We start from the raw sequence: 24,665 nt of genomic DNA, 5'->3' as shown, positions 1-24,665 counted from the left end.
CAATGCAGCCATGTTCGTCCACCTGCGCCTGCACACCGAATTCTCCGTCGTCGACGGCACCAACCGCATCGACGAGATCGTGAAGGCGGCGCAGGCCGACAACCAGCCCGCGCTGGGGATCACGGACCTCAACAACGCCTTCGGCGCGATCAAGTTCTACAAGGAAGCGCGTGGCAAGGGCCTGAAGCCGGTGGTGGGCTGCGAATTCATGCTGCAAGGCGTGGGCGCCGATCCGTCCATCGTCTCGCGCGTGGTGCTGCTGGTGCAGAACCACCAGGGCTACCTGAACCTGTGCGAACTGCTGGCGCGCGCCTGGACGCGCAACGTCGTGCGCGCGCAGGCCGTCTGCAAGGTGGAATGGCTGCAGGAACTGAACGAAGGACTGCTGCTGCTCTCGGGCGCGCAGGCGGGCCCCGTCGGCCAGGCGCTGCTGCAAGGCGACGAGAGCCGTGCCAGCGACGCGGCGCTGCAGCTGGCGGCGATCTTCCCGCACCGCTTCTACCTGGAACTGCAGCGCGCGGGCCGCAACGACGACGAAGTGCACGTCGCGGCCGCGGTGCAACTGGCCGCGCGGCTGAACCTGCCGGTGGTGGCGACGCACCCGGTGCAGTTCACCAAGGAAGACGACTACGAGGCGCACGAGGCGCGGGTCTGCATCTCCGAAGGCGAGATCCTGGGAAACCAGCGCCGCGTGCGCAAGTTCACGCGCGAGCAGTACTTCAAGACGCAGGCGCAGATGGAGGCGCTGTTCGCCGACCTGCCTTCGGCCATCGCCAACACGCTGGAGATCGCGCGCCGCTGCAACCTGGTGCTGGTGCTGGGCAAGCCGCAGCTGCCGAACTTTCCCACGCCCAACGGCATGCCGGCCGAGGAGTACTTCCGCTTCGCCTCGCACGAGGGCCTGAAGGAACGCCTGGTGCAGCTGTTCCCCAAGGAAGCCGAGCGCGAGGCGCAGCGCCAGCGCTACGTCGACCGGCTCGAGTTCGAGATCGGCACCATCCTGAAGATGGGGTTCCCCGGCTACTTCCTGATCGTGGGCGACTTCATCAACTGGGCCAAGCAGAACGGCTGCCCGGTCGGCCCGGGCCGGGGCTCGGGCGCCGGTTCGCTGGTCGCCTATGCGCTGAAGATCACCGACCTCGACCCGCTGCAGTACAACCTGCTGTTCGAGCGCTTCCTGAACCCGGAACGGGTGTCGATGCCCGACTTCGACATCGACTTCTGCCAGGGCAACCGCGACCGCGTCATCGAGTACGTCAAGGAGAAGTACGGACGCGACGCGGTGTCGCAGATCGCGACCTTCGGCACGATGGCCGCGCGAGCCGCGGTGCGCGACGTCGGCCGCGTGCTCGACATGAGCTACACCTTCTGCGACGGCATCAGCAAGCTGATCCCGAACAAGCCCGGCACGCACATCACGATTGCCGACGCGCTGAAGCAGGAGCCGGTGCTGGCCGAGCGCTACCAGCGCGAGGACGAGGTCAAAACCCTGCTGGATCTCGCGCAGAAGCTCGAGGGCATGACCCGCAACATCGGCATGCACGCGGGCGGCGTGCTGATCGCCCCGGGCAAGCTGACCGACTTCACCCCGCTGTACCAGCAGCCGGGCAGCGATTCCGCCGTGAGCCAGTACGACAAGGACGACGTCGAAGCCGCCGGCCTGGTGAAGTTCGACTTCCTGGGCCTGGCCACGCTGACCATCCTGGAGCTGGCGCGCAAGTTCATCGTGGCGCGCCATCCGGGCCAGGAGGACTTTGCCTTCGAGAACATCCCGCTCGACGACGCGCACACCTACCGCCTCTTCACCGACGGCAAGACCGAGGCGGTGTTCCAGTTCGAATCGCGCGGCATGCAAGGAATGTTGCGCGACGCGCGGCCCTCGCGGCTGGAAGACCTGATCGCGCTGAACGCGCTGTACCGCCCCGGTCCCATGGACCTGATCCCCTCCTTCGTGGCGCGCAAGCACGGGCGCGAGCAGGTGGACTATCCGCACCCGGCGGTGGCGGAGATGCTCAGCGAGACCTACGGGATCATGGTCTACCAGGAGCAGGTGATGCAGACCGCGCAGATCCTGGGCGGCTACTCGCTGGGCGGCGCCGACCTGCTGCGCCGGGCCATGGGCAAGAAGAAGGCCGAGGAGATGGCGGAGCACCGCGAGCGCTTCCGCGCCGGCGCCGACAAGACCCACGGCATCCCGCAGGAGAAGGCCGACGAGATCTTCGACCTGATGGAGAAGTTCGCGGGCTACGGCTTCAACAAGTCGCACGCCGCCGCCTACTCGCTCCTCGCGTACCACACGGCCTGGCTGAAGGTGCACTACACGGCGGAGTTCTACTGCGCCAACATGACCATCGAAATGGACAACACCGACAAGCTCAAGGTGTTGTTCGAGGACGCGCGCAAGAACTTCGGCATCACCTTCGAGGCGCCGGACGTGAACCGCGGCACCTACCGCTTCGAGCCGATCTCGGACAAGGTGGTCCGCTACGGCCTGGGCGCGGTCAAGGGCACGGGCGAATCGGCGGTCGAGGCCATCGTGGCCGCGCGGGAAGAGGGCGGGCCGTTCAAGAGCCTGTACGACTTCTGCGTGCGCGTCGACCGCACGCGCATCAACAAGCGCACGGTGGAGGCGCTGATCAAGGCCGGCGCCTTCGACAACCTGCACCTCAATCGCGCCGCGCTCGTGGCTTCCATCGACCGCGCCTTCGACTTCGCCAACGCGGCGGCCGCCAACGCCAACCAGGGCGGCCTGTTCGACCTGGGCGACGACTCGCACGGCGCCAGCACGCAGGAGCCGGACCTGGTCGATGCCATGCCCTGGGGCGTGAAGGAGCGGCTGTCGCAGGAGAAGACGGCCATCGGCTTCTACCTGTCGGGCCACCTGTTCGACGAGGTCGAGCGCGAGGTGCGGCGCTTCTGCAAGCGCACGATCGAGGAGCTGGTGGACACGCGCGAGCCGCTGCTGCTGGCCGGCATCGTCAACGACCTGCGCGTCATCAACGGCCAGCGCGGCAAGCTGGCGCTGTTCAAGCTGGACGACAAGACCGACATGATCGAGGCCGCGGCCGACGAGAGCGTCTTCACGCCGCACAAGGCCTGGTTCAAGGACGACGAGCTGATCGTCGTGATGGCGAAGCTGCAGCCGGATCGCTTCTCGGGCGGCTTCCGCCTGAACATCCAGCAGATCTGGGACCTGGCGACGGCGCGCTGCCGCTTCGGCAAGTACCTGAAGGTGGCCGTCAACGGCACGGTGCCCGACATCCAGCGCCTGCTGCGCGACTTCCCCCCGCGCACCGAGCATTCGGAGCAGGGCGACCTGGTGCGGGGGCTGGGCGTGCGGCTACTGGTGCAGCGCGAACAGGCGACGGCCGAACTGCAGCTGGGCGAACAGGCGAAGTTCTTCCCCACCGACGCGGCGCTGGCGAGCTGGATGGCGCAGGCGCACGAAGGGCTGGCGCAGATCGTCTACGAATCCTGAATGTCATCCCCGCCTGCGCGGGAATGACGACGAATGCTCAGGCTTCCAGCCGCAGCTTCGACTCCTGGATCACCTTCTTCCACTGCGAGAAATCCGCCGCGATCTGCTTGCCGAACAGCTCCGGCGAGCTCTTCACCGGCGTCGATCCCGCATTCACCAGGCGCGTATTCACGTCTTCCGAGGCCAGCGTCTGCCGGAGGGCGGCATCGAGTTTCGCCAGCACCGCCTGCGGCGTCTTCGCGGGCGCCAGCACGCCGACCCAGGAATTCACGTCCAGGCCCCTGGTTTCCGGGAAGCCGAGTTCGGCCAGCGTGGGCACGTCGGGCAGCACCGGCGAGCGCTTCGCGCTGGTGACGGCCAGTCCCTTCAGGTAGCCGCCGCGGATGTCGGCCGACGTGGTCGGCACCGCCGCCAGCATCAGCGGGATCTGTTTCGCAAGCACCTGCGCGCGCGCATCGCCGCCGCCGCGATACGGGATGTGCACCGCATAGAAGCCCAGGCGCAGCTTCAGCAGCTCCATCGTCAGGTGGCCCGTGCTGCCCACGCCCGAGGTGCCGTAGTCGCAGGTGCCTTTGCCGGTGCTGATCATCTGCCTGGACAGCTGGACGAACTCGCGGAAGTCGCGCGCCGGGAAGCTGGGATGCGCGGTGATGAGCACCGGCGAATCGACCACCTTGCCGACCGGCGCGAAGTCGCCCACCGGGTCGAACCCGATTGCGGGATTGGCGGCCGGAATGGTCACGTGCGTGCCGTCGAAGCCTACAAGCAGCGTATAGCCGTCGGGCGCGCTGGCGGCCACCGCCTTGGTGGCGATCGCGCCGCCGGCGCCGGTGCGGTTTTCGACGATCACCATCTGGCCGAGGATCTCGGACAGGCGCGGCGCGATGATGCGCGCCGTGATGTCGGCGATGCCGCCGGGCGCGAGGCCCACGACCAGCTTGACCGGCTTCTGCGGGAAGTTCGCGTCGGCGCGCGCCGCGAACACGGAACCCAGCGTGGCGGCGGCGGCCAGGCCGCGGGTGAAGGTGCGGCGCTGCATCAGGCCGCCTCCGCCTGCGGCTGCCCGGCTTCCTGCGCGATCGGCGCGGCGAGCGTGTAGCGGCCCTTGATCTGCGAGCGGTGCAGCGTGCGCACCTGGTCGGCCGGGAAGGCGTCGCGCCGGTGCATGGTGGTGAGGTTGTTCCACAGCACCACGTCGCCCAGCTTCCACTGGTGGCACAAGGTCACCGCCGCCGCCGTTGCGTAGCTCCAGATGATGTTCAACAGGCGCTCGGACTCCTCCAGCGGCAGGCCCGGAATGTAGGCATTGCGGCGCCGGCCCAGGTAGAGCGTGTGCTCGCCCGTCTCGGGCTGCACGATCACCACCGGGTGCACCGTGCCGACCGACTGCGTCGGGTCGTCGTTGGCGACCATGCCCTTGCGCACGTTGCCGCCGCTGTCGTAGGTGCCGTCGTGCTTGATGCCCAGGCGGCAGATGCGCCGCACCAGGTCGGGCGGCATCGAGCGCAGCGCCGCGGGCATGCTGGCGAACCAGGTGTCGCCGCCTTGCGAGGGCAGTTCGATGGACCACAGCATCGACGCGAAGGGCGGCCGCTCCAGGTAGGACATGTCGGTGTGCCAGCTCGCTTCGCCGTCGCCGAGGGCGCCCAGCGCTTCGCCGCTGGCCGACTTGCGGTTGGACACCACGTAGAGGTTGGGGTGCCCGGGCACGCTCTTGCGGCCGGCGCCCTGGTTGGGCGGCGGATCCAGCTCGCCCAGCATGGCCGAGAAGCGCTCGAACTGTGCGTTGGTCAGGTGCTGGTCGCGCAGCACCAGCACGTGATGCTGCTGCCAGACGGCGTACAGCTCGGCGAATTGGGCGTCGCCTATCGTGGCGAGGTCGACGCCGTGCACTTCGGCGCCCAGGGCGGGCGTGATGCGGGTATGCGTGAGGGCCATGGGTTTCCTTGCGCCGAGGACTCAGACGATGCCGGCGCTGCGCGAGGCCAGCGAGAGGTCGACGAAACGCGAGCCGCTGCGTTCGCTCTTGGTGTAGCGCAGGTTGGTGTAGCCCAGGTCCAGCGCGCCCACGCGGCCCATGCCGTCGATGAAGGCGTTGCGGCTCTCGCCGCGCGCCTGCTTCAGGCCTTCCACCAGCGCCAGGCCGGTGATGAAACCTTCCAGCGAGACGGGCGTGACGGCGATCTTCATCTCGCGCGCGTTGGCCAGGAACTCGCGCACCACCCAGTACTTCTCGCGGGTGTATTCGGGCACGACGACGCTGAAGCCCACGCCCGCGGCGTCCGTGCCCAGGTCGGCGATCAGCCGCTCGCGGTCGACGAAGGAGATCACCATCTTCGGCAGCACCAGCGTCCGCGGCGCGTACTCGCGCAGCAGCGTGGTGAGCGGGGCGTTGTTGGCCAGGATGATCAGCATCTCCGGCTTGGCGGCGTCCAGGGTGCGCATCGCCGCGCCGTTCAGGCTCGGGCCCTTGCGGTCGACGCCGGCGGTCACGACCAGCTCGCCGCCCTTCCTGCCCAGAATCTTCTCCAGCAGCGGCACGTTGGTGGCGCGGGCGTCCTCCAGGTGCACGAAGCCGAATTTGCTCACGCCCAGCTGGCGGTAGTGGTGGACGATGGCTTCCAGTTCGCGCTCGTAGCTCGCGCGGGTGGTGAAGGTGGTGGCCGCCTTGTCGCCATAGAGCAGCGGCGTGCCGGAGAAGGCGCCGACCAGCGCCAGGCCTTCCTTGGCCGCGAACACGGCGCCGGCTTCGGAGCAGGGCCGCGTGGTGAAGCCTGCCAGGCCCATTACCTGCCGGTTGTTGTTCAAGGTCTCGCAGTTCGCTTCGGTCTTCGCCTTGTCGCCCACGTCGTCGAGCGACAGCAGCTGCACGGGGCGACCGTTGACGCCGCCGGAGCGGTTGGCGGCATGCAGGGCGGCGTTGATGCCGTCGCGCATGGCGATGCCGAAGCCGGCCTGCGGGCCGGTGAGGGCCGCCGACTGGCCGACCACGATGGGTGCGGCGGCGCCGGCGGTGAAGGCGGGGGCCGCTAAGCCGGCGGCCACGCCCCAGGATCCGCGAACCAGGAACTGTCGTCTTTTCATTTTTTCCTCACTCCCTTGGCGGCATGGCCGCGCTAGCGCGAGTGTTGGCGACGAGCGCGCGGCCCTGCTAGGGGGTTCCGGCGTGGCTTGCGTTCGCTTACCGCTGGTTGCGATTGGTGCTCCTGAAAAAAGAGCAGCGAATGGCTTGGTTGCCTAGGCTGGCGCGGCGCCCTAGGCGGCGTGCCTAGGCGCGGGCAAGGAACTCTCCAGTGGCTGGCGCAACACGCCTGTTGCAGCTTGCGGCCGGATTCAGCCCTTGGGACGGAACACGAGGTCGCCCGCCGGGGGGACGCGGCCGTCGACGTCGCGCGGCAGCACCTCGGTCTTGTCGAGGGCGCGCAGCACCGCGTTGTCCCAGCCGGTGTTGCCGCTGGACTTCTTGATGCGCTTGCCGACGATGGTGCCGTCCGGGGCCAGCCGCACTTCGACCACCGTCTCCGGATTGCCCGGAACGTCGTCGGTGAACACGATGTTGGGGCGCACCCGGCCCACCACGCGGCCGGCCCAGGTCGACGAAGGACCGCTGGCGCGCGCCGCGGTCCCGGTGGCGCCGGGGGCGCCGGTGCCCGCCGCCATGGCGAGGCTGCGCTTCAGGTTTTCCTCGCGCTGCTGCGCCAGCTTCTTCTCCTGCTGCTCCTGCGCGCGCTTCTTCTTCTCGTCTTCCTTGCGCTTGGCTTCGGCCAGCTGGCGGGCCTGCTCCTGCTTCTCGAGCTTCGCCTGCTGCTGGCGCGCGAGTTCTTCCTCGCGCTTGCGCTGGGCTTCCAGCTTGCGCTTGCGATCGCGTTCCTTTTCGAGTTCCGCCTGGCGCTTTTCTTCCGCCTCGCGCTTGTCGCGCTCGCGTTCCAGCGCGATCTGCGCGTCGCGCTGCACCTGCGGATCGGGCAGGGGCGGGGCCTTGACCACCTGTTGCGGCGGCGCCGGTGGCGGGGGCGGCGGCACGGGTTCCGGCACAGGCGCGGCTTCCTGCGGCAGCTGCGACCAGAGTTCGGCTTCGGCGGCGACCACGGGGACGTCGCGCTGCCAGCGCAGGCCGTAGGTCAGTGCGAGCACCAGCAGCAGGTGCGCGATGACCGCGAGCACGAAGGCGCGCAGCAGGCCCGGAGGCTGCGGGGGCGCGAATTCGAGGCGATCGCCGGCCGCGTGCATGGCTGCTTAAGGCGTGAGTTGAACGGAGAGGCCGACCCGCTGCACGCCGGCGCGCTGCAGGGCGTCCATCACCTTCACCACCGACTCGTACTTGACGTTGCGGTCGGCGCTGATCACCACGGCGACGCTGCCGGCGGGCTTGCCGGCCTGCGCCTGCAGCACCGCGGGGGCGATCTCCTTCAGCGGCATGCTGACGGCCTTGTCGCCCGCCTTGAGCTGCAGGCGTTCGTCCTTGGCCACCAGCACCTCGACCACCTGGTCGGGCTTGCGCGCCGCCTTGCCGACGCTGGGCAGGTCGATCAGGCTGGGCGTGATCAGCGGCGCGGTGACCATGAAGATGATCAGCAGCACCAGCATCACGTCGATGAACGGGACCATGTTGATCTCGTTGATGGTGCGGCGGCCGCGGCCGCGGGCGGCGACGTGCGGCATGTCAGTGGCCGGACGCGGTGTTCGTGAAGCCGGAGTTTCCGGAAGCCGAACCCGAGCCCAGGTTGCGCTGCAGGATGTTGGAGAACTCCTCGATGAAGGTCTCCAGCTTGATGGCCACGCGGTCGATGTCGCGCGCGAAGCGGTTGTAGGCGACCACGGCGGGAATGGCCGCGAACAGGCCGAGCGCCGTGGCGACCAGCGCTTCGGCGATGCCGGGCGCCACCGTGGCCAGCGTCACCTGCTGCAGCGCGCCCAGGCCGCTGAAGGCGTGCATGATGCCCCACACCGTGCCGAAGAGGCCCACGTAAGGCGAGACCGAGCCGACCGAAGCCAGGAACGACAGGTTGGATTCCACCGTGTCCAGCTCGCGCTGGTAGCTCGCGCGCATGGCGCGGCGCGCGGCATCGAGCAGCGTGCCCGGGTCGGCGATGCGGCGCTCGCGCAGCTTCTGGTATTCGCGCATGCCGGAGGCGAAGATGCGCTCCATGGGACCGGCCAGCTTGGCGTTCTGTGCCGCCGAGGCCAGCAGGTCGTTGAGGCTGGTGCCGGACCAGAACTCGCGCTCGAAGTCGTCGTTGAGCGACTTCACGCGCTTCAGGGCGAACAGCTTGCGGAAGATCGCCGCCCAGCTGGTGACCGACACCACCAGCAGCAGCGCCATCACGAGCTGCACCACGAAGCTGGCGCCCAACACGAGCTGGAGGATCGACAGGTCTTGATTCATCAGGGGTTCTTGAGCACGTCCAGGATGGATTGGGGAATGCGGGCGGGCCGCAGCGTCGCGGCGTCGACCCAGCCGATGCGGATCGTTCCCTCGCAAAGCAGCGTGTCGCCACGCCGCGCCTGCTGGGCGATTATCAAAGAGGCCCGGCCTCCCGCTTCGAGCGCGGCAGTAACAGATAGTTCATCGTCCAGCCGTGCCGGCGCGAGGTAGCGCGCCGAAGTTTCGCTCACGATGAACATGCCGCCGACCTCTTCGCGCAGCGCGCCCTGGCCGATGCCCAGCGAGCGCAGCCACTCGGTGCGGGCGCGCTCGAAGAACTTCAGGTAGTTTGCATAGAAGACGATGCCCCCGGCATCGGTGTCTTCCCAGTAGACGCGTATCGGCCAGGTAAAGACGCGCGCCGGCCCTGTCATCCGAGGACGGCCTTCAGGCGCGCCGCCGCTTCCTGCAGCTGCGCCATCGAGTTGGCGGTGGAGAAGCGGATGAAGCGGCCCGTGTCGGCCGTGCCGAAATCGCGGCCCGGCGTCACGGCCACGTGGGCGCGCTTCATGACCTCGAAGGCGAAGTCCCAGCTGCCTTCCACGCCCAGCTTGCGCGCCGCGCCGGCGCAGTCGGCCCAGGCATAGAAGGCGCCGTCGGGGACTACCGGCACTTCCAGCCCCATCCCCTGCAGCGCGGGAATGAAGAAGTCGCGCCGCGCCTTGAATTCGGCGTGGCGGCGTTCGTATTCGGCGAGGCTCTCGCGCTCGAAGCAGGCCAGGGCCGCGTGCTGCGCCACCGTGCTGGGGCAGATGAAGAGGTTCTGCGCGAGGCGTTCGATCACCGGCACCAGCACCTCGGGCACCACCATCCAGCCCAGGCGCCAGCCGGTCATGTTGAAGTACTTGGAGAAGCTGTTGATGCTGACCACGTTCTCGTCGACGGCCAGGCCGGTGTGGCCGAAGGTGTCGTCGAAGGACAGGCCCAGGTAGATCTCGTCCAGCAGCGTGATGCCGCCGCGGGCCTGCACGAAGGCGTGGATGCGGCGCAGTTCGTCGGGGTGGATCGAGGTGCCCGTGGGATTGGAAGGCGAGGCCAGCAACACGCCGCGGGTGCGCGGGCCCCAGTGCTCTTCGACCTTGGCCGCGGTGAGCTGGAAGCGTTCTTCCGCGGTGGTGGGAACCAGCATCGGCACGCCTTCGGCCGCGCTCACGAACTGCCGGTTGCACGGGTAGCTCGGGTCCGGCATCAGGATCTCGTCGCCGGCATCGATCAGCGCCAGGCAGGCCAGCTGCAGGGCCGCGGAGGCGCCGGCGGTGATGACGATGCGGCTGGCCGGCACGGCCACGCGGAAACGTTCGGTGTACCAGCCGCTGATGCGTTCGCGCAGGGCGGGCAGGCCGGTCGCGTCGGTGTACTGCGTGCGGCCGCCGCGGATGGCGCGTTCGGCGGCCTCCTGCACCAGCGGCGGCGCGGTGAAGTCCGGCTCGCCGATGTTCAGGAAGATCATGGGCTGGTCGCTGCGCGCCACTTCGCGCGCCAGCTGCGCCGCGGCCTTCGCCACTTCCATCACGTAGAAGGGCGTGATGCGTTCGGCGCGCCGCGAAATCTTCACGACTTCGCCTTCCCCGAAGCGCGGTCGGCCTCCACCTCGGCGCCGCGCAGCGACGGCGCCAGCCCGTTCAGGACGGCGTTGACGTACTTGTGGCCGTCGGTGCCGCCGAACTCCTTGGCGAGTTCGACGCACTCGTTGATCACCACGCGCCAGGGCACGTCGGCCACGTGCTGGAACTCGTAGGCGCCGATCCACATGATCGCGTGCTCGATCGGCGAGATCTCTTCCAGCTTGCGATCGAGCAGGGGCAGGATCAGCTGGTCGAGTTCGGCGGCATCGCGGATGCAGCCGTGGAGCAGGGCGTCGTAGTGCACCGAGTCGGCCTTGTGGAAGCCGGAGAGGCCGCGCGTGAACTGGTCGATGGACGCAGGGTCCTGCTGCCCCACGATGTGCTGGTACAGCGCCTGCACGGCGAATTCACGGGCCCGGCTGCGCGCCGGCTTGGCCGAAGTCTTGCGGGGAGCTGTCGTCATCCCACGTCTTCCAGCAGGTTGGCCATCTCGATCGCGACCAGCGCGGCGTCGCGGCCCTTTTCGACCTGGCGGGCGATGGCCTGTTCCATGTTTTCGGTGGTGAGGATGGCGTTGGCGATCGGCAGCTGGTAGTCCAGCGCCAGGCGGGTGATGCCGGCGGCCGATTCGTTGGCCACCAGCTCGAAGTGGTAGGTCTCGCCGCGGATGATGCAGCCCAGCGCGATCAGCGCGTCGTAGTCGTCCTTCTCGGCCAGCGCCTGCAGGGCGACCGGCACTTCCAGCGCGCCCGGCACCTGGTAGTGGTGGATGTTCTTCTCCTGGACGCCGCGCGCCAGCAGCTCGTCCCAGCAGGCCTTGGCCAGGGCGTTGGTCACGGCCTGGTTGAAGCGCGCCTGCACGATCCCGATCACCAGCGGCTTGCCGTCCAGGCGGTTCGGGATGCCCTTGTCTGCACCAAACATTCTTGTCCTCAGTTCGTGGGGCGCGGCGTGTAGCCGGCCACTTCCAGGCCGTAACCGGCCATGCTGGGCATGCGCCGCGGCGCGCCCATCAGGTTCATGCGCTGCACGCCGCATTCGCGCAGGATCTGCGCGCCCACGCCGTAGGTGCGCAGGTCCATGCGGCCGCGCTCCGGCGCCTGCGCCGCGCGCGCGGTGCCTTCGAATTGCGCCAGCAGCTGCTCGGCGCTCTCGCCGCAATTGAGCAGCACGGCGACGCCGCGGCCTTCCGCCGCGATGTGCTTCAGGCTGGCGTCCAGGTTCCAGGAGTGCATGGAGCGATTGAGCTCCAGCGCGTCCAGCACCGACAGCGGTTCGTGCACGCGCACCGGCACCACGTCGGCCGGGTCCCAGCGGCCCTTGACCAGTGCGAGGTGCAGCCCCTGGCTCGGCTTGTCGCGCCAGGCGTGGGCCATGAATTCGCCGTAGGCCGTGACCAGCGGGCGCGCGCCCAGCTTTTCCACCAGGCTTTCGTTCTGGCTGCGGTAGCCGATCAGGTCCGCGATGGTGCCGATCTTCAGGCCGTGTTCGGCGGCGAACAGCTGCAGGTCCGGCAGGCGGGCCATGGTGCCGTCGTCCTTCATGATCTCGCAGATCACCGAGGCGGGAGTGAGGCCGGCCATCAGGGCGAGGTCGCAGCCGGCTTCGGTATGGCCGGCGCGCATCAGCACGCCGCCGTCGACAGCCTGCAGCGGGAAGATGTGACCCGGCTGCACGAGGTCGCGCGCCGTCGCGCCCTTGGCCACCGCGGCCTGCACGGTGCGGGCGCGGTCGGCGGCGGAGATGCCGGTGGTGACGCCTTCGGCCGCTTCGATGGAGACCGTGAAGGCCGTTCCCATCTTGGTCCCGTTGCGCGCCACCATGGGCGGCAGCTGCAGCCGCTCGCAGCGTTCGCGCGAGAGGGTGAGGCAGATCAGGCCCCGGCCGAAGCGGGCCATGAAGTTGATCGCTTCCGGCGTGACGTGGTCGGCGGCCAGGACCAGGTCGCCTTCGTTCTCGCGGTCTTCCTCGTCGACCAGGATGACCATGCGGCCGGCCTTGATCTCGGCCACGATGTCTTCGACCGGCGACACGGGCACCGGCGTGAGCGGCTGGCGCGCGGTCATGCGGCGACCTTCCCGGCGCCCAGCATGCGCTCGACATAGCGCGCGATCAGGTCGATCTCGAGGTTGACCCGGTCGCCGGCCTTCACGGCATGCAGCGCGGTGTTGTCCACGGTGTGGGGAATCAGGTTGATGCTCAGCTCGGTGCCTTCGGCGCCATCGGCGATGCTGTTGACGGTGAGGCTGACGCCGTTGACGGTGATCGAGCCCTTGTAGGCGAGGTACTTGCCCAGCGCCTGCGGCGCCAGGATGCGCAGCTCCCAGCTTTCGCCGACCGGCGCCATCTTCAGCACCTGGCCGACGCCGTCGACGTGGCCGGAAACGAGGTGGCCGCCCAGGCGGTCCTGCGGCCGCAGGGCCTTCTCGAGGTTGACCGCGCCGCGGTCCGTGAGGCCGGCGGTGCGGGCCAGCGATTCGGCGGAGATGTCGATGGTGAAGCGGTGCGCGCTGGCGTCCAGCGAGGTCACCGTCATGCAGGCGCCATTGAGCGCGATGCTGTCCCCGAGGCCCACGTCTTCCAGGTAGCCGGCCGGGGTTTCGATGGTGAGCCGCTTGCCGTGCTGGTCGGAAGAGCCGAGGTCGTCGACGGCGGCGATGCGCCCGACGCCGGTGATGATGCCGGTGAACATCCCGCTATTCTCGCAGGTTCGCATCCGCGGCCGGAAGCGCGCGCCCCTTGACGCCCGCCAGCACCCGCAGGTCCGGTCCCACCCGCTCCACGCTGGTGAATTCGAGCGCCAGCGCCTGGTCCAGCCCCGCCAGCGGCCCGAAATGGGCCATGCCCTGGCCAAGACCCAGCATCTTCGGCGCCAGGTAGACCAGGAATTCGTCCACCAGCCCCTCGCGCACCAGGGAGCCGTTCAGCTTGAAGCCGGCCTCCACGTGCAGCTCGTTCACCTCGCGCCGCCCCAGGTCGGCCAGCAAAGCGGCCAGGTCCACCTTGCCGCCCGGCCCGGGCAGGAGCACGACTTCGGCGCCCCGCGCGCGCAGGGCGGCGGCGGCCTCGGGCTTGTCCTCGGCGCCGTAGACCAGGACGGGGCGTCCGGGCTGGAACAGCGCCGCGTCGGGCGGGGTCTGCAGCCGGCTGTCCACGACCACCACCCCCGGCTGGCGCGGCGCGGGCGCGAGCCGCACGTCCAGCCGCGGGTTGTCCTCCAGCACGGTGCCGATGCCGGTCAGCACCATGCCGGCCCGGGCGCGCCAGGCGTGGCCGTCGGCACGCGCCGCCTCCGAGGTGATCCACTGGCTGGTGCCGTCCGCCAGCGCCGTGAGGCCATCGAGCGAGGCAGCCACCTTCAGCCGCACCCAGGGCATTCCGCGCGTCATGCGGCTGAAGAAGCCGACGTTGAGGGCGCGCGACTCCTCGGCGCCGGGTCCGACTTCGACCGCGACGCCGGCGGCGCGCAGCCGCGCGAAGCCGCGGCCCGCCACCAGCGGGTTGGGGTCGGCCAGGGAGGCCACGACCTTGGCTATGCCGGCGGCCACCAGCGCGTCGCAGCAAGGACCGGTGCGGCCATGGTGGGAGCAGGGCTCCAGGGTCACGTACGCGGTGGCGCCCCGGACGTCTTCGCCGCGGGCGGCCGCGTCCCGCAGAGCCATGACCTCGGCGTGCGCCTGGCCCGCCGGCTGGGTGCGGCCTTCGCCCAGCACGCGGCTGCCGTCGGCGGCCACCAGGACGCAGCCGACCCGCGGGTTGGGCTCGGTGCTGCCGAGGCTGGCGCGGGCCAGTTCCATCGCACGGCGGAGGTAGGCATCGGACGCTTGCATGCCCGGATTCTCGGGCATGCTCGGGAGGCGAGCCTTTCGGAAGGTGAATGCGACCGGTTGTCGGTCCGGCGTCCGGCTGCCCTGCGTCCTCGGCTAACGTCGCCGCATCCAGAGTGGAACAGGACCGGGAGCAGCCCCTTGAAACACAGCCAGCGCGGATTCACGCTCATCGAACTGATGATCACGTGCGCCATCGTCGCCGTGCTCGCCGCCGTCGCGTATCCGTCGTACACGAAGCACGTGCAGAAGTCGAACCGGCGCGCGGCCCAGGCCCAGATGCTGGACATCGCCAACCGCGAGCAGCAGTACCTGCTGGCGAACCGGTCCTATGCGACCAAGGCCCAGATCGAGTCCGGCGGCTATGCCCTGCCGACGCCCCTGGTCGGCAAGTACAGCTACGACATCACGGTCGGCTCGAGCACCGTGCCGGCCTTCACCGTCACCTTCACCGGCCTCAGCAGCCAGGCGCAGGACGGCAACCTGACCTATACCAGCGACGGGGTGAAGAGCCCCGCCGACAAGTGGTGAGCACCATGAAGATCCGCAAGCTCCAGGCGGGCGCCTCGATGGTCGAGATCCTGGTCACCCTGGTGATCATCGCCTTCGGCCTGCTCGGCATGGCCGGCCTGCAGATGCGCCTGCAGGTCTCGGAAGTCGAGTCCTACCAGCGCAGCCAGGCGCTGCTGCTGCTGAACGACATGGCCAGCCGCCTCGCCACCAACCGCAACGCCGCTGGTTCCTACGTGACCGGAACGACCTACGGGAGCGGCATGACCTGCCCCACCGCCACCACCACCCAGGCCCAGCGGGACCTCAAGGAGTGGTGCCAGAACCTGCAGGGCGCCAGCGAGACCAGCAACGCCGGCGCCACCAAGCAGGGCGCCATGGTGGGCGGCCGCGGCTGCGTGGAAGTGAAGGACGACGACTACTTCATCACCGTGGCCTGGCAGGGCATGACCGGCATCTCCGCGCCGCCGTCGTCGGTCACCTGCGGCGCCAACCTCTACGACGGCGGCAACTGCGTCAACGACATGTGCCGCCGCTTCGTCACGACGATCGTGCGGATCGCCACGCTATGACCTTGCGCACCCGCATCCGCGAGGCCGGCTTCACGCTCGTGGAGCTGATGATCTCGCTCGCGCTGGGCCTGCTGATCGTGCTGGCGCTGGTGACGATGCTGATCAACGTCAACCGCGGCAACAACGAGCTCGGCTTCTCGCAACGCATGATCGAGAACGGCCGCTTCGCGATGCAGCTGCTGGAGACGGACATCCAGCACACGGGTTACTGGGCCGGCTTCGTGCCGAACTACGACGAGTTGACCTACGTCGGTGCGCCGGCCCTGGCCTCCGCGGCTGGCGGCCAGGTGCCGACGGCCCTGCCGAACCCCTGCCTCGCCTACTCGGTGGCCAACTGGAACTCGGAGTACAAGGCCAACCTGATCGGCATCGCGGCACAGGGCGGCAACGTAACGGCCGCCTCCACCCCGCCTTACTGCAGCGGCGTGCTGACGAGCCCCAAGGCCAGCAACGACGTTCTGGTCGTTCGCCACGCCGAGCCCTGCGTCGCCGGCTCCGGCACCGCGGAGTGCGCCAACACGCTGGGATCGGCCAACCCGGACGTCTATTTCCAGACGACCCAGTGCTCGACCGACACCACCGGCTACGTGATGAGCACGGCGACGGCGGACTTCACGCTGCACAAGCGCAACTGCACCGCGCTGGCGGAGATCCGCCGAGTGGCGTCCACCCTCTATTACGTCAAGGACGTCAACGGCACGCCGACGCTGATGCGCTCGCAGCTGGCCGCCTCGGGTGCCGCGCCCACGCACCTGGCCGCGCAGCCGCTGGTGGAGTACGTCGAAGGGTTCCGCGTCGAGTTCGGCATCGATGCCAAGAGCGACACCAACGAGGACGTGGTGCCGACGGCGGCCGTCAACTGGAGCAACGCCGCCGTCAAGACGTCCCCGCGCAACCGCGGCGACGGCATCCCCGAAGGCAACTTCCTGCGCTGCACGCAGGTCACGCCTTGCACCGCCGCGCAGATGATGAACGCCGTGGCCGTGAAGGTCTATGTGCTGGTGCGCGCGGAATCCACCTCGCCCGGCTACACCGACGTGAAGACCTACAAGATGGGCAGCGCCGACACCAACTGCACTTCGGCGGCCAACGCCGATGCCTCGGCCGCCTGCGCGCCCTTGCTCGGCCCCTTCAACGACGGCTACCGCCGCCACCTGTTCACCCAGACCTTCCGCCTGGTCAACGTGGCCGGCCGCCGGGAGACGCCATGAACGCCGTGCGCACAACCCGGGCGGTCCGCCGCGAACGAGGCGCCACGCTGATCGTCGCGCTGATCATGCTGGCGCTGATCACCCTGCTGGTGGTCAATGCCTTCACGCTCAGCTCGTCGAACCTGAAGGCCGTGGGCAACATGCAGTCGCGCGAGGAAACGATGGCCGCGGCCAACCAGGCGATCGAGCGGGTCATCAGCTCGCCCTTCTACAACGCCCTGGGCACCCAGACCTGGTCCGTGGACATCAACAAGGACGGCACCAACGACTACGAGGTGACGACGGCGAAGCCGACCTGCATCCGCGCGGGCCAGGCGACGTCGGCCTACCCCAGCGACGTGGAACTCGGCGCCGCCATGACCAGCGGCTCGTTCTGGAACGTCGACTGGGACATCCAGGCCAGCGTGACCGACTCGCTCACCGGCGCCTCGGTGATCGTCCACCAGGGCGTGCGCACCTATCTCTCGCAGACCCAGAAGGAAACAGCCTGCCCCGCGTGAGGCTGGTAGTACAGGAGCAAGCCATGAAGTCCAAGAACCTGCGCGCCCTCTGGGCCGCCCTGTTGGGAGCGACGGTGATGCTGTTCGCGGGCGGCGCCCGCGCCGCGGACACCGACCTGTTCGCCAATCCGCCGCCGCCCGGCGACCTGCCGAACCTGCTGATCGTCATGGACACCGGGGCCTCCTTCTCGGCCTCCAACTCCGTCTTCCGCTGCGGCATCGACGCCAGCGGCAACGTCTTCACCACCGCCGCCACGGTCACCAACGCCAACGCGACGAACCTTGACGGCACCAACGGCGGCGTCGAGCAGTGCGCCCTGTACAGCGTGGTCAAGTCGGTGATGGCCAGCACGGCGACGGTCAACATCGGCGTGATGATGTTCAACAGCGGCCAGAGCGCGCTCAATGCCGTCACCGGCGCCTTCACCAAGCCCTGCGTCAACGGCCGGGGCGGCTGCCTGGTGCTGCCGCTGACCACCTTGAACAGCACGAACGGCCCGGCGATCCTGAGCTGGATCAAGAACTGGAAGACCAACGGCAACGACGACTACCAGATCAAGGCGCCGGCCAACCGCGGCGACGGCGCCACCATGCAGGAGGCCTGGGCCTACCTGAAGGGCAAGACCGGCATTTCAGGGCGGGACTACGCCGGCATCGCGCCGACCTCCGGCTGCGCCAGCAATTACGTCGTCTTCCTCGGCAACGCCTACGACACCCAGGCCAGCCCCAAGGACACCACCAACGCCGCGTCCAGCCCCAAGAGCGCGCTGGAGGGCACCTACGGCGGCGCCGTGAACGCCAACCCGGCGGCGACGGACAGGCAGAAGGCCTCCATCGCGGACACCCGCAGCTTCATGTGCGGCGCCACCAGCAAGGTGGGCACCCTGGACACCAGCGAAGGCAAGGGCGCCTACGCGCTGAACTGGGCCAAGTACATGAAGGAGAACGGCATCACGAGCTACTCTGTCGGCGTCACCGGCAGCGGCTGCGATACGACCTACGTCGCCCAGCTCGACAAGATGGGCACGGCCGAGGTCGGCGGCGGCAAGTATTTCGGCACCACCAACTTCGACGAACTGGTGGCGGCCTTCAAGACCATCATCAGTGAAGTGCAGTCGGTCAACAGCGTGTTCGCCGCGGTGAGCTTGCCGGTGTCGGTGAACACGCAGGGCTCCTACCTGAACCAGGTGTTCGTCGGCATGTTCCGCCCGGACAAGGACTTCCTGCCGCGCTGGAACGGCAACCTGAAGCAGTACAAGCTGGGCCTGGTCAACAGCGTGCTGCGCCTGCAGGATGCGGATTCCAAGTCCGCCATCAACAGCCTGACGGGCTTCATCACGGAGTGCGCGCGCAGTTACTGGACGAACAGCGTGGTCGACACCTACTGGATCGACCAGCCCACCGGCGGCTGCCTGACGGTGGCGAACTCCAACTATTCGAACGGCCCGGACGGCAACATCGTGGAGAAGGGCGCGCAGGCGTACGTGCTGCGCACCGGAACCACTTCCACGTCGACGCTGCTCACGCCGGCCAACCGCGTGGTGAAGACCTGCTCGCCGGTGTTCGCCAGCTGCACCACCCTGACGAACTTCGACACGGCCAACACCGCGATCACGCAGGCGCTGTTGAACAGCGGCGGCACCGATCGCGACGACCTGATCAACTGGACGCGCGGCACCAACACCACGGACGAACTGGACAAGGGGACTGCCGTCTTCCGGCCCTCGGTCCACGGCGACGTGGTGCACTCGCGCCCGGTGCCGGTGAACCACGGCACCGACGTTGCCCCGAGCATCGTCGTGTACTACGGCGGCAACGACGGCGCCCTGCGGGCCGTGAACGGCAACCGCACCGCTACGATCACTTCCAACGCCACCACCTACGCGGCCGGCCAGGAGCTGTGGTCCTTCATTCCCCCGGAGTTCTACGGCAAGGTCAAGCGCCTGAAGGCCAATACCCAGCCGATCAGCTATCCCGGCACCGGCGCCACGGGCACCGCCGCCAAGGACTACGGCGTGGACGGCCCGATCACCGCCTTCCAGGGCACGATTTCCGGGTCGGCCAAGACCTTCATCTACGCGACCCTGCGCCGCGGTGGCCGTGCGGTGTATGCCATGGACGTCACGACCCCCGGCAACCCGAGCCTGCTGTGGAAGCGCGGCTGCCCGAACGCGGCGAACGACACCGACTGCAGCACCGGCTACGAGCAGATGGGCCAGACCTGGTCGTCGCTGAAAGCCATGACCACCGCCGGCTACGGCTCGGGCACGACGCCGCTGATGATCACGGGCGGTGGCTACGACGAGTGCGAGGACTACGACGCCAACACCAGCGGCGGCAAGAACCACAACTGCACGTTCGCGACCACCAAGGGCAACCGCATCTTCGTGATCAACGCGCAGACCGGCGCGCTGGTGAAGGCTTTTCCGACCGACCGCGCGGTGATCGCCGACGTGACGCTGGTGCGCGACTCGACCAACAACGTGATCTACGGCTACACCGCCGACATGGGCGGCAACGTGTATCGCCTGAAGTTCGGCAACACTGCCGCTGCCGACAACTCGGCCGGCTGGACGATCACCAAGATCGCTTCGCTCGGCTGCTCCACGCCGGCGGCGTGCACCGACCTCGTGGCCAACCGCAAGTTCATGTTCGCCCCCAGCGTGGCGACGCCCGACACGATCGGCAGCGGCAGCGAGACCTACTTCCTGCTGCTGGGCAGCGGGGACCGCGAGAAGCCGCTGCGCGCCTACTCGGCCTCCACCTCGGTGCAGAACTACTTCTTCATGATCAAGGACCAGCCCGGCACCGCCACCTGGCTGACCGGCGAAGCCACCAATTGCGTGACCGGCGTGATCTGCCTGAACTCGCTGTACCCCATCACGAGCGCCACGCCGACGGCGGCCGAACTGGCGACCAAGCCGAAGGGCTGGTACCTGCGCCTGGACTCCACCGAGCAGGTGGTGACTTCGGCCATCACGATCTTCGGCGTGGTGACCTTCAGCACGCACCAGCCGGCCTTGCCCGCGGTCAACTCGTGCAGCAGCAACCTGGGCACGACGCGTGTGTACAACATCAGCTACCTCGACGCCGCCACGGCCAACAAGACCGACCAGCGCTACGAAGACGTGGCCGGCGACGGCCTGCCGCCTTCGCCGGTGGCCGGCCGGGTGACGCTGGACGACGGCTCGACCGTGCCGTTCTGCATCGGCTGCAGCAAGGACTCGCCGCTGGAAGGCGCGCCCCCGCTGACCCTGAGCACGATCACCCAGCCGACCGGCCGGCTCTACTGGTACAAGGAGCGGTGATGCGAGGCGACGGGACCTTGTCGCGGCGCGGCGGCCGGCGCCGTGCGGCCGGCTTCACGCTGATCGAGCTGCTGACCACCCTGACGGTGCTCGGCCTGCTGCTGGCGGTCGCCGTCCCGTCCTTCAACAACGCGATCCTCGGCAACAAGCTGAGCGGCTTCTCCAACAGCTTCCTGGCCAGCGCGCAGCTGGCGCGCAGCGAGGCGATCAAGCGCAATGCGGCCATGACCATGTGCCGCTCCGCCGACGGCACCAACTGCGCGAGCTCCGGCGGCTGGCAGCAGGGCTGGATCATCTTCAACGACAAGGACGGCAACGGCGCGGTGGGCAGCGACGAGACGCGCGTGCACTACCAGCAGGCGCTGGGCTCGGACTTCTCCTTCACCGGCGACGCCTACACCGTGGTGTTCCAGAGCACCGGCCTGAGCGCCACCTCCGGCACCCTGACGCTGTGCCGCAAGCTGCCCAGCCCGGGCTCGCAGGAACGGGTCCTCTCGCTCAGCGCCACCGGCCGCGTGAGCTCCGCGATCACGCGCACCGGCACCTGCGCCTGAACGCCGGCCCCGGCACGGGGCCCATTTGTCACAGGCTTTGCAGCCAGCGCCTCACTGTGGCGCACGCCGCTGCGGCCTATCGTGCGCTGCATGGACCGCGCACGTGGCTTCACCCTCGTCGAACTGCTGGTCACGGTCTGCACCGTGGCCGTGCTGCTCGGGATCGCGGCCCCGCCCTTGGCGGCCACCGCCGACGGCATGCGCCTGAGCGCGACGGCCAACACCTTCCTCGCCCAGCTGCACCTGGCCCGCAGCGAGGCGATCAAGCGCAATGCGCCGGTCGCCATCTGCAAGTCGGCGGACGGTGAGGCCTGCAGCGCCACGGGCGGCTGGGAGCAGGGCTGGATCGTCTTCCACGACGTCAACAACGACGGCCTGCGCCAGGCCGGCGAGCCGCGCATCGACCGCTTCGCGGCGCTGCCGGCGGGGCTGCGGCTGGTGGGCAATTTCAGCGTGGCGGCCTACGTCTCGTTCGCCGGCAACGGCGCGACGCGCACCTCCACGGGTGCCTTCCAGGCCGGGACCCTCACGGTGTGCCGGGCATCCCTGGAGGCCGCGGAGGCGCGCCAGATCGTGATCAATGCGATCGGCCGGCCTCGGATCCAGAAGGTGGTGCTGCCGAACTGCGACTGAAGTCGCCGGGAGCCGGCGCTACTTGCGGATCTCGTCGACGACGGTCTTGAACTCGTCGACGTCCTCGAAGCTGCGGTAGACGCTCGCAAAGCGGACATAGGCGACCTTGTCCAGCTTCTTGAGTTCGCGCATCACGAGCTCGCCGATGCGGGAGCTCGGGATCTCGCGCACGCCCAGGTTCAGCAGCTTCTCCTCGATGCGTTCCACCGCGCCGTCGATCTGCTCGGTGCTGACGGGCCGCTTGCGCAGCGCCAGGTTCAGCGAGGCAAGCAGCTTGGCGCGCTCGTAGTCGATGCGCCGGCCGTCCTTCTTCACCACCGCGGGGAAGGTGACGTCAGGCCGCTCGTAGGTGGTGAAGCGCTTCTCGCAGTGCGCGCACTGGCGCCGGCGGCGGATGAAGTCCCCGTCCTCGGCCATCCGCGTCTCCACCACCTGGGTGTCCGCATTGCCGCAGAAGGGGCACTTCATTATTTGTAGACCGGGAAGCGGCGGGTCAGGGCGTTGACCTTCTCGCGGACCGCGGCGATGTTGGCGGCGTCGCGCGGCTTCTCCAGCACGTCGGCGACCAGGTTGGCCGTCATGCGCGCTTCCTCTTCCTTGAAGCCGCGGGTGGTCATGGCGGGGGTGCCGATGCGCACGCCGCTGGTGACCATCGGCTTTTCTGGGTCGTTGGGGATCGCGTTCTTGTTGATGGTCATGTGGGCGTCGCCCAGCACGGCCTCGGCTTCCTTGCCGGTGATGCCCTTGGCGCGCAAGTCGACCAGCATCACGTGGCTTTCGGTGCGGCCGCTGACGATGCGCAGGCCGCGCTCGACCAGCGTCTCGGCGACGACCTGGGCGTTCTTCACCACCTGCTGCTGGTAGGCCTTGAACTCGGGCTGCAGCGCCTCCTTGAAGGCCACCGCCTTGGCGGCGATCACGTGCATCAGCGGGCCGCCCTGCAGGCCGGGGAAGATGGCGCTGTTGATCGCCTTCTCGTGCTCGGGCTTCATCAGGATGAAGCCGCCGCGCGGGCCGCGCAGGCTCTTGTGGGTGGTCGAGGTCACCACGTCGGCGTGCGGGACCGGGTTGGGATAGACGCCCGCGGCGATCAGGCCGGCGTAGTGGGCCATGTCGACCATGAAGATGGCGCCTACGTCCTTGGCCACCTTGGCGAAGCGCTCGAAGTCGATGCGCAGCGAATACGCCGAAGCGCCGGCGATGATCAGCTTGGGCTTGCTCTCGTGCGCCTTGCGCTCCATCGCGTCGTAGTCGATGGCTTCGTCCTTGTTCAGGCCGTAGCTCACCACGTTGAACCACTTGCCGGACATGTTCAGGGGCATGCCGTGGGTGAGGTGGCCGCCTTCGGCCAGGCTCATGCCCATGATGGTGTCGCCGGGCTTCAGGAAGGCCAGGAAGACGGCTTCGTTGGCCTGGGCGCCGGAGTGGGGCTGCACGTTGGCGGCGGGGGCGCCGAACAGCTGCTTGATGCGATCGATGGCCAGTTGCTCGGCGATGTCGACGAATTCGCAGCCGCCGTAGTAGCGCTTGCCGGGATAGCCTTCGGCGTACTTGTTGGTCAGCTGGGTGCCCTGGGCGGCCATGACGGCCGGGGAGGCGTAGTTCTCGCTGGCGATCAGCTCGATGTGCTCTTCCTGGCGGCGGTTTTCCGACTGGATCGCGGCGAAGAGCTCGGGATCGGTTTGTTCGATGAGGATGTTGCGTTGGTACATGCGGCAGTTCCTTGGAGCGAAGGTCCCCGTTGCCTGCAACGGGGCTGCCCAGGCGAACGGCTGTTCACGGCCGAGCCGGCCGCGGCACGCTTCCCAGTGGTTTGGGCGGGGGAGAGGCCCCGCGCGGGTTCCACGTCAGCGCCCCAAGGCCGGGGCGCCTATCGCCAGTCGCGTACCCGCCTAGTTTAACGCAGGGCTCAGGACGTGACCGGCGGCGGGCTGGCCGGCGTTTCTTCCGGCGTGGCCGCCGGGATGGGCGCAGCCGGGGCCAGCGTGCGCAAGGTGGCCGGAGGCGGCGGCACCGTCAGCGGCACGGGGCGGCCCGTCGCCACCAGCCGCAGGCGGGCGTGCTCGGCCATCACCTTCTCGGCATAGCCGCCGTCGCCCTCGAGGTTGGCGGCGCCCACGTAGAACTTGAGGCCGGCCTGGACCGAGCCGGCGCGCTGGATGCACTCCTGCAGCACCTTCACGCCCACCCGCAGGTTGGTCACCGGGTCGAAGGCGGCCAGCTTGCCTCCGAAGTTCTCGTACTTGTCGCTGTGGATGCCGGTCATGACCTGCATCAGCCCCTGGGCGCCCACGTTGCTCTGGGCAAAGGGGTTGAAGCCGGACTCGACGGCCATCACCGCCAGGATCAGGGTCGGATCCAGGTTGCTGCGGTTGCCGATCTCGTAGGCCTCGGCCACCAGGGCGCTGAGCGGCTCCGGGGCGACCCGGTACTTCTTGCTCAGCCAGTAGGCGACGGCGGCCTGCTGCTTCGGCAGGTCCTTGGGGTTGAGCGCCGTCGCGCGGTCGATGGCATCGAGTTCCGGCACCAGGCCGAGCGCCTGGACTTGCCGGGCATGGAGCCAGGTCATGAGCTGCGACTCGCCGGCCTGGCGCAGGTCCGGGCGGGCAAGCAGGGTCAGCACCGAGAAGACGGCCACGAGGCCGACGACTGCGAAGCCGTTGTGCGTGATTTCGAAAAAGCCCTGGGCGACGTCGGAGGTGAACGTCTGCAAGCCCTTGGCCGCTTTTCCTAACGCTGTCATAGCACTTCCTTTCTACGCGCGGAGCCGCAAGGCGGTGGCTGCCTGGTGGGCAGCTCGTTACCTGCGAGCTCCTCGTTTGGATTGGTACGCCATCGAGGTCCGGGGGCGCCTCCGGTCTTCTGGAGGTGCCCGCCACGGTTCGACTTAGCCGGGTTCGGCAGCGGGGTTCAGGTCATCCCAGCACTCCTGGGCTGGGGACGGGCGGATTCTAGGAGGGCCTTTAATGCAGGGTCAAGGATGTTTTGCTCACGTTTTATATTGTTAGTTACATAACGACTCGACAATTTAGGGGTTTTGGGGCCCGGGCGCGGGTCGGAAGGCGTCGCCGCGGCATGTCAG

Annotated in this window: 24 protein-coding genes; 8 read left to right on the top strand and 16 right to left on the bottom strand. The window is 68.6% G+C overall.

What is annotated here, in order from left to right:
* Positions 1-10: 10 nt before the first annotated feature.
* Complete coding sequence (gene dnaE, locus LZ009_RS08780) at positions 11-3,478, top strand: DNA polymerase III subunit alpha (RefSeq protein ID WP_275697525.1); 3,468 nt, start codon at positions 11-13, stop codon at positions 3,476-3,478.
* Between the two features lie 37 nt (positions 3,479-3,515).
* On the opposite strand, the gene LZ009_RS08775 is transcribed toward dnaE, so the two are convergent.
* The 13 genes from LZ009_RS08775 to ribD form a co-directional block, all read right to left on the bottom strand.
* Positions 3,516-4,517, bottom strand: coding sequence for a Bug family tripartite tricarboxylate transporter substrate binding protein (locus LZ009_RS08775; RefSeq protein WP_275697524.1), 1,002 nt, complete (start codon positions 4,515-4,517; stop codon positions 3,516-3,518).
* Positions 4,517-5,416 carry a TauD/TfdA dioxygenase family protein gene (locus LZ009_RS08770; protein ID WP_275697523.1) on the bottom strand — a complete coding sequence of 300 codons (900 nt, stop codon included), beginning with the start codon at positions 5,414-5,416 and terminating at the stop codon, positions 4,517-4,519. Before LZ009_RS08770 ends, LZ009_RS08775 begins: the two co-directional genes overlap by 1 nt.
* Positions 5,417-5,437: 21 nt before the next feature.
* Positions 5,438-6,562: an ABC transporter substrate-binding protein gene (locus tag LZ009_RS08765; RefSeq protein ID WP_275697522.1), complete on the bottom strand. Its 1,125-nt coding sequence runs from the start codon at positions 6,560-6,562 to the stop codon at positions 5,438-5,440.
* A 249-nt stretch (positions 6,563-6,811) separates the two neighbouring features.
* Positions 6,812-7,708 (bottom strand): cell envelope integrity protein TolA, encoded by an 897-nt coding sequence (gene tolA, locus LZ009_RS08760; RefSeq protein WP_275697521.1) that lies wholly within the window; start codon positions 7,706-7,708, stop codon positions 6,812-6,814.
* A gap of 6 nt (positions 7,709-7,714) precedes the next feature.
* Positions 7,715-8,140, bottom strand: coding sequence for a biopolymer transporter ExbD (locus LZ009_RS08755; protein ID WP_275697520.1), 426 nt, complete (start codon positions 8,138-8,140; stop codon positions 7,715-7,717).
* 1 nt (position 8,141) lies between these two features.
* Positions 8,142-8,864 (bottom strand): protein TolQ, encoded by a 723-nt coding sequence (gene tolQ, locus LZ009_RS08750; RefSeq protein WP_430300219.1) that lies wholly within the window; start codon positions 8,862-8,864, stop codon positions 8,142-8,144.
* Entirely contained in the window at positions 8,864-9,277 is a 414-nt protein-coding gene (gene ybgC, locus LZ009_RS08745) for a tol-pal system-associated acyl-CoA thioesterase (RefSeq protein ID WP_275697519.1), read from the bottom strand. Before ybgC ends, tolQ begins: the two co-directional genes overlap by 1 nt.
* Positions 9,274-10,458, bottom strand: coding sequence for a pyridoxal phosphate-dependent aminotransferase (locus LZ009_RS08740; RefSeq protein WP_275697518.1), 1,185 nt, complete (start codon positions 10,456-10,458; stop codon positions 9,274-9,276). Before LZ009_RS08740 ends, ybgC begins: the two co-directional genes overlap by 4 nt.
* Complete coding sequence (gene nusB / locus LZ009_RS08735) at positions 10,455-10,931, bottom strand: transcription antitermination factor NusB (RefSeq protein WP_275697517.1); 477 nt, start codon at positions 10,929-10,931, stop codon at positions 10,455-10,457. The genes LZ009_RS08740 and nusB overlap by 4 nt, the downstream gene beginning before the upstream one ends.
* Positions 10,928-11,392, bottom strand: coding sequence for a 6,7-dimethyl-8-ribityllumazine synthase (gene ribH, locus LZ009_RS08730; RefSeq protein WP_275697516.1), 465 nt, complete (start codon positions 11,390-11,392; stop codon positions 10,928-10,930). The genes nusB and ribH overlap by 4 nt, the downstream gene beginning before the upstream one ends.
* A gap of 8 nt (positions 11,393-11,400) precedes the next feature.
* Entirely contained in the window at positions 11,401-12,534 is a 1,134-nt protein-coding gene (gene ribBA / locus LZ009_RS08725; protein ID WP_275697515.1) for a bifunctional 3,4-dihydroxy-2-butanone-4-phosphate synthase/GTP cyclohydrolase II, read from the bottom strand.
* Entirely contained in the window at positions 12,531-13,160 is a 630-nt protein-coding gene (locus LZ009_RS08720; RefSeq protein WP_275697514.1) for a riboflavin synthase, read from the bottom strand. Before LZ009_RS08720 ends, ribBA begins: the two co-directional genes overlap by 4 nt.
* A gap of 4 nt (positions 13,161-13,164) precedes the next feature.
* Positions 13,165-14,298: a bifunctional diaminohydroxyphosphoribosylaminopyrimidine deaminase/5-amino-6-(5-phosphoribosylamino)uracil reductase RibD gene (gene ribD, locus LZ009_RS08715; protein ID WP_275697513.1), complete on the bottom strand. Its 1,134-nt coding sequence runs from the start codon at positions 14,296-14,298 to the stop codon at positions 13,165-13,167.
* A 138-nt stretch (positions 14,299-14,436) separates the two neighbouring features.
* On the opposite strand from ribD, the gene LZ009_RS08710 reads away from it, so the two are divergent.
* The 7 genes from LZ009_RS08710 (at position 14,437) to LZ009_RS08680 (ending at position 21,583) form a co-directional block, all read left to right on the top strand.
* Positions 14,437-14,826, top strand: coding sequence for a type IV pilin protein (locus LZ009_RS08710; RefSeq protein ID WP_275697512.1), 390 nt, complete (start codon positions 14,437-14,439; stop codon positions 14,824-14,826).
* A 5-nt stretch (positions 14,827-14,831) separates the two neighbouring features.
* Positions 14,832-15,377, top strand: coding sequence for a type IV pilus modification protein PilV (gene pilV / locus LZ009_RS08705; protein WP_275697511.1), 546 nt, complete (start codon positions 14,832-14,834; stop codon positions 15,375-15,377).
* Complete coding sequence (locus LZ009_RS08700) at positions 15,374-16,588, top strand: PilW family protein (RefSeq protein WP_275697510.1); 1,215 nt, start codon at positions 15,374-15,376, stop codon at positions 16,586-16,588. Before pilV ends, LZ009_RS08700 begins: the two co-directional genes overlap by 4 nt.
* Positions 16,585-17,088 (top strand): pilus assembly PilX family protein, encoded by a 504-nt coding sequence (locus tag LZ009_RS08695; RefSeq protein WP_275697509.1) that lies wholly within the window; start codon positions 16,585-16,587, stop codon positions 17,086-17,088. Before LZ009_RS08700 ends, LZ009_RS08695 begins: the two co-directional genes overlap by 4 nt.
* 23 nt (positions 17,089-17,111) lie before the next feature.
* Entirely contained in the window at positions 17,112-20,396 is a 3,285-nt protein-coding gene (locus LZ009_RS08690) for a pilus assembly protein (protein WP_275697508.1), read from the top strand.
* Positions 20,396-20,950, top strand: coding sequence for a GspH/FimT family protein (locus LZ009_RS08685; RefSeq protein WP_275697507.1), 555 nt, complete (start codon positions 20,396-20,398; stop codon positions 20,948-20,950). Before LZ009_RS08690 ends, LZ009_RS08685 begins: the two co-directional genes overlap by 1 nt.
* 90 nt (positions 20,951-21,040) lie before the next feature.
* Entirely contained in the window at positions 21,041-21,583 is a 543-nt protein-coding gene (locus tag LZ009_RS08680; RefSeq protein WP_275697506.1) for a GspH/FimT family pseudopilin, read from the top strand.
* An 18-nt stretch (positions 21,584-21,601) separates the two neighbouring features.
* On the opposite strand, the gene nrdR is transcribed toward LZ009_RS08680, so the two are convergent.
* The 3 genes from nrdR to LZ009_RS08665 form a co-directional block, all read right to left on the bottom strand.
* Positions 21,602-22,051, bottom strand: a complete 450-nt coding sequence (nrdR, locus tag LZ009_RS08675) for a transcriptional regulator NrdR (protein ID WP_275697505.1) — start codon at positions 22,049-22,051, stop codon at positions 21,602-21,604.
* On the bottom strand, positions 22,051-23,295 hold the full coding sequence (gene glyA, locus LZ009_RS08670) for a serine hydroxymethyltransferase (protein ID WP_275697504.1): 1,245 nt from the start codon (positions 23,293-23,295) through the stop codon (positions 22,051-22,053). The genes nrdR and glyA overlap by 1 nt, the downstream gene beginning before the upstream one ends.
* Positions 23,296-23,492: 197 nt before the next feature.
* Positions 23,493-24,326 carry a lytic transglycosylase domain-containing protein gene (locus LZ009_RS08665; protein ID WP_275697503.1) on the bottom strand — a complete coding sequence of 278 codons (834 nt, stop codon included), beginning with the start codon at positions 24,324-24,326 and terminating at the stop codon, positions 23,493-23,495.
* Between the last annotated feature and the right edge of the window lie 339 nt (positions 24,327-24,665).

The sequence above is a fragment of the Ramlibacter paludis genome, from assembly GCF_022012305.1.
Lineage (GTDB): Bacteria > Pseudomonadota > Gammaproteobacteria > Burkholderiales > Burkholderiaceae_C > Ramlibacter > Ramlibacter paludis.
Note: the sequence above shows the minus strand (reverse complement) of the source record. Positions and strands in the feature narration are given on the sequence as shown.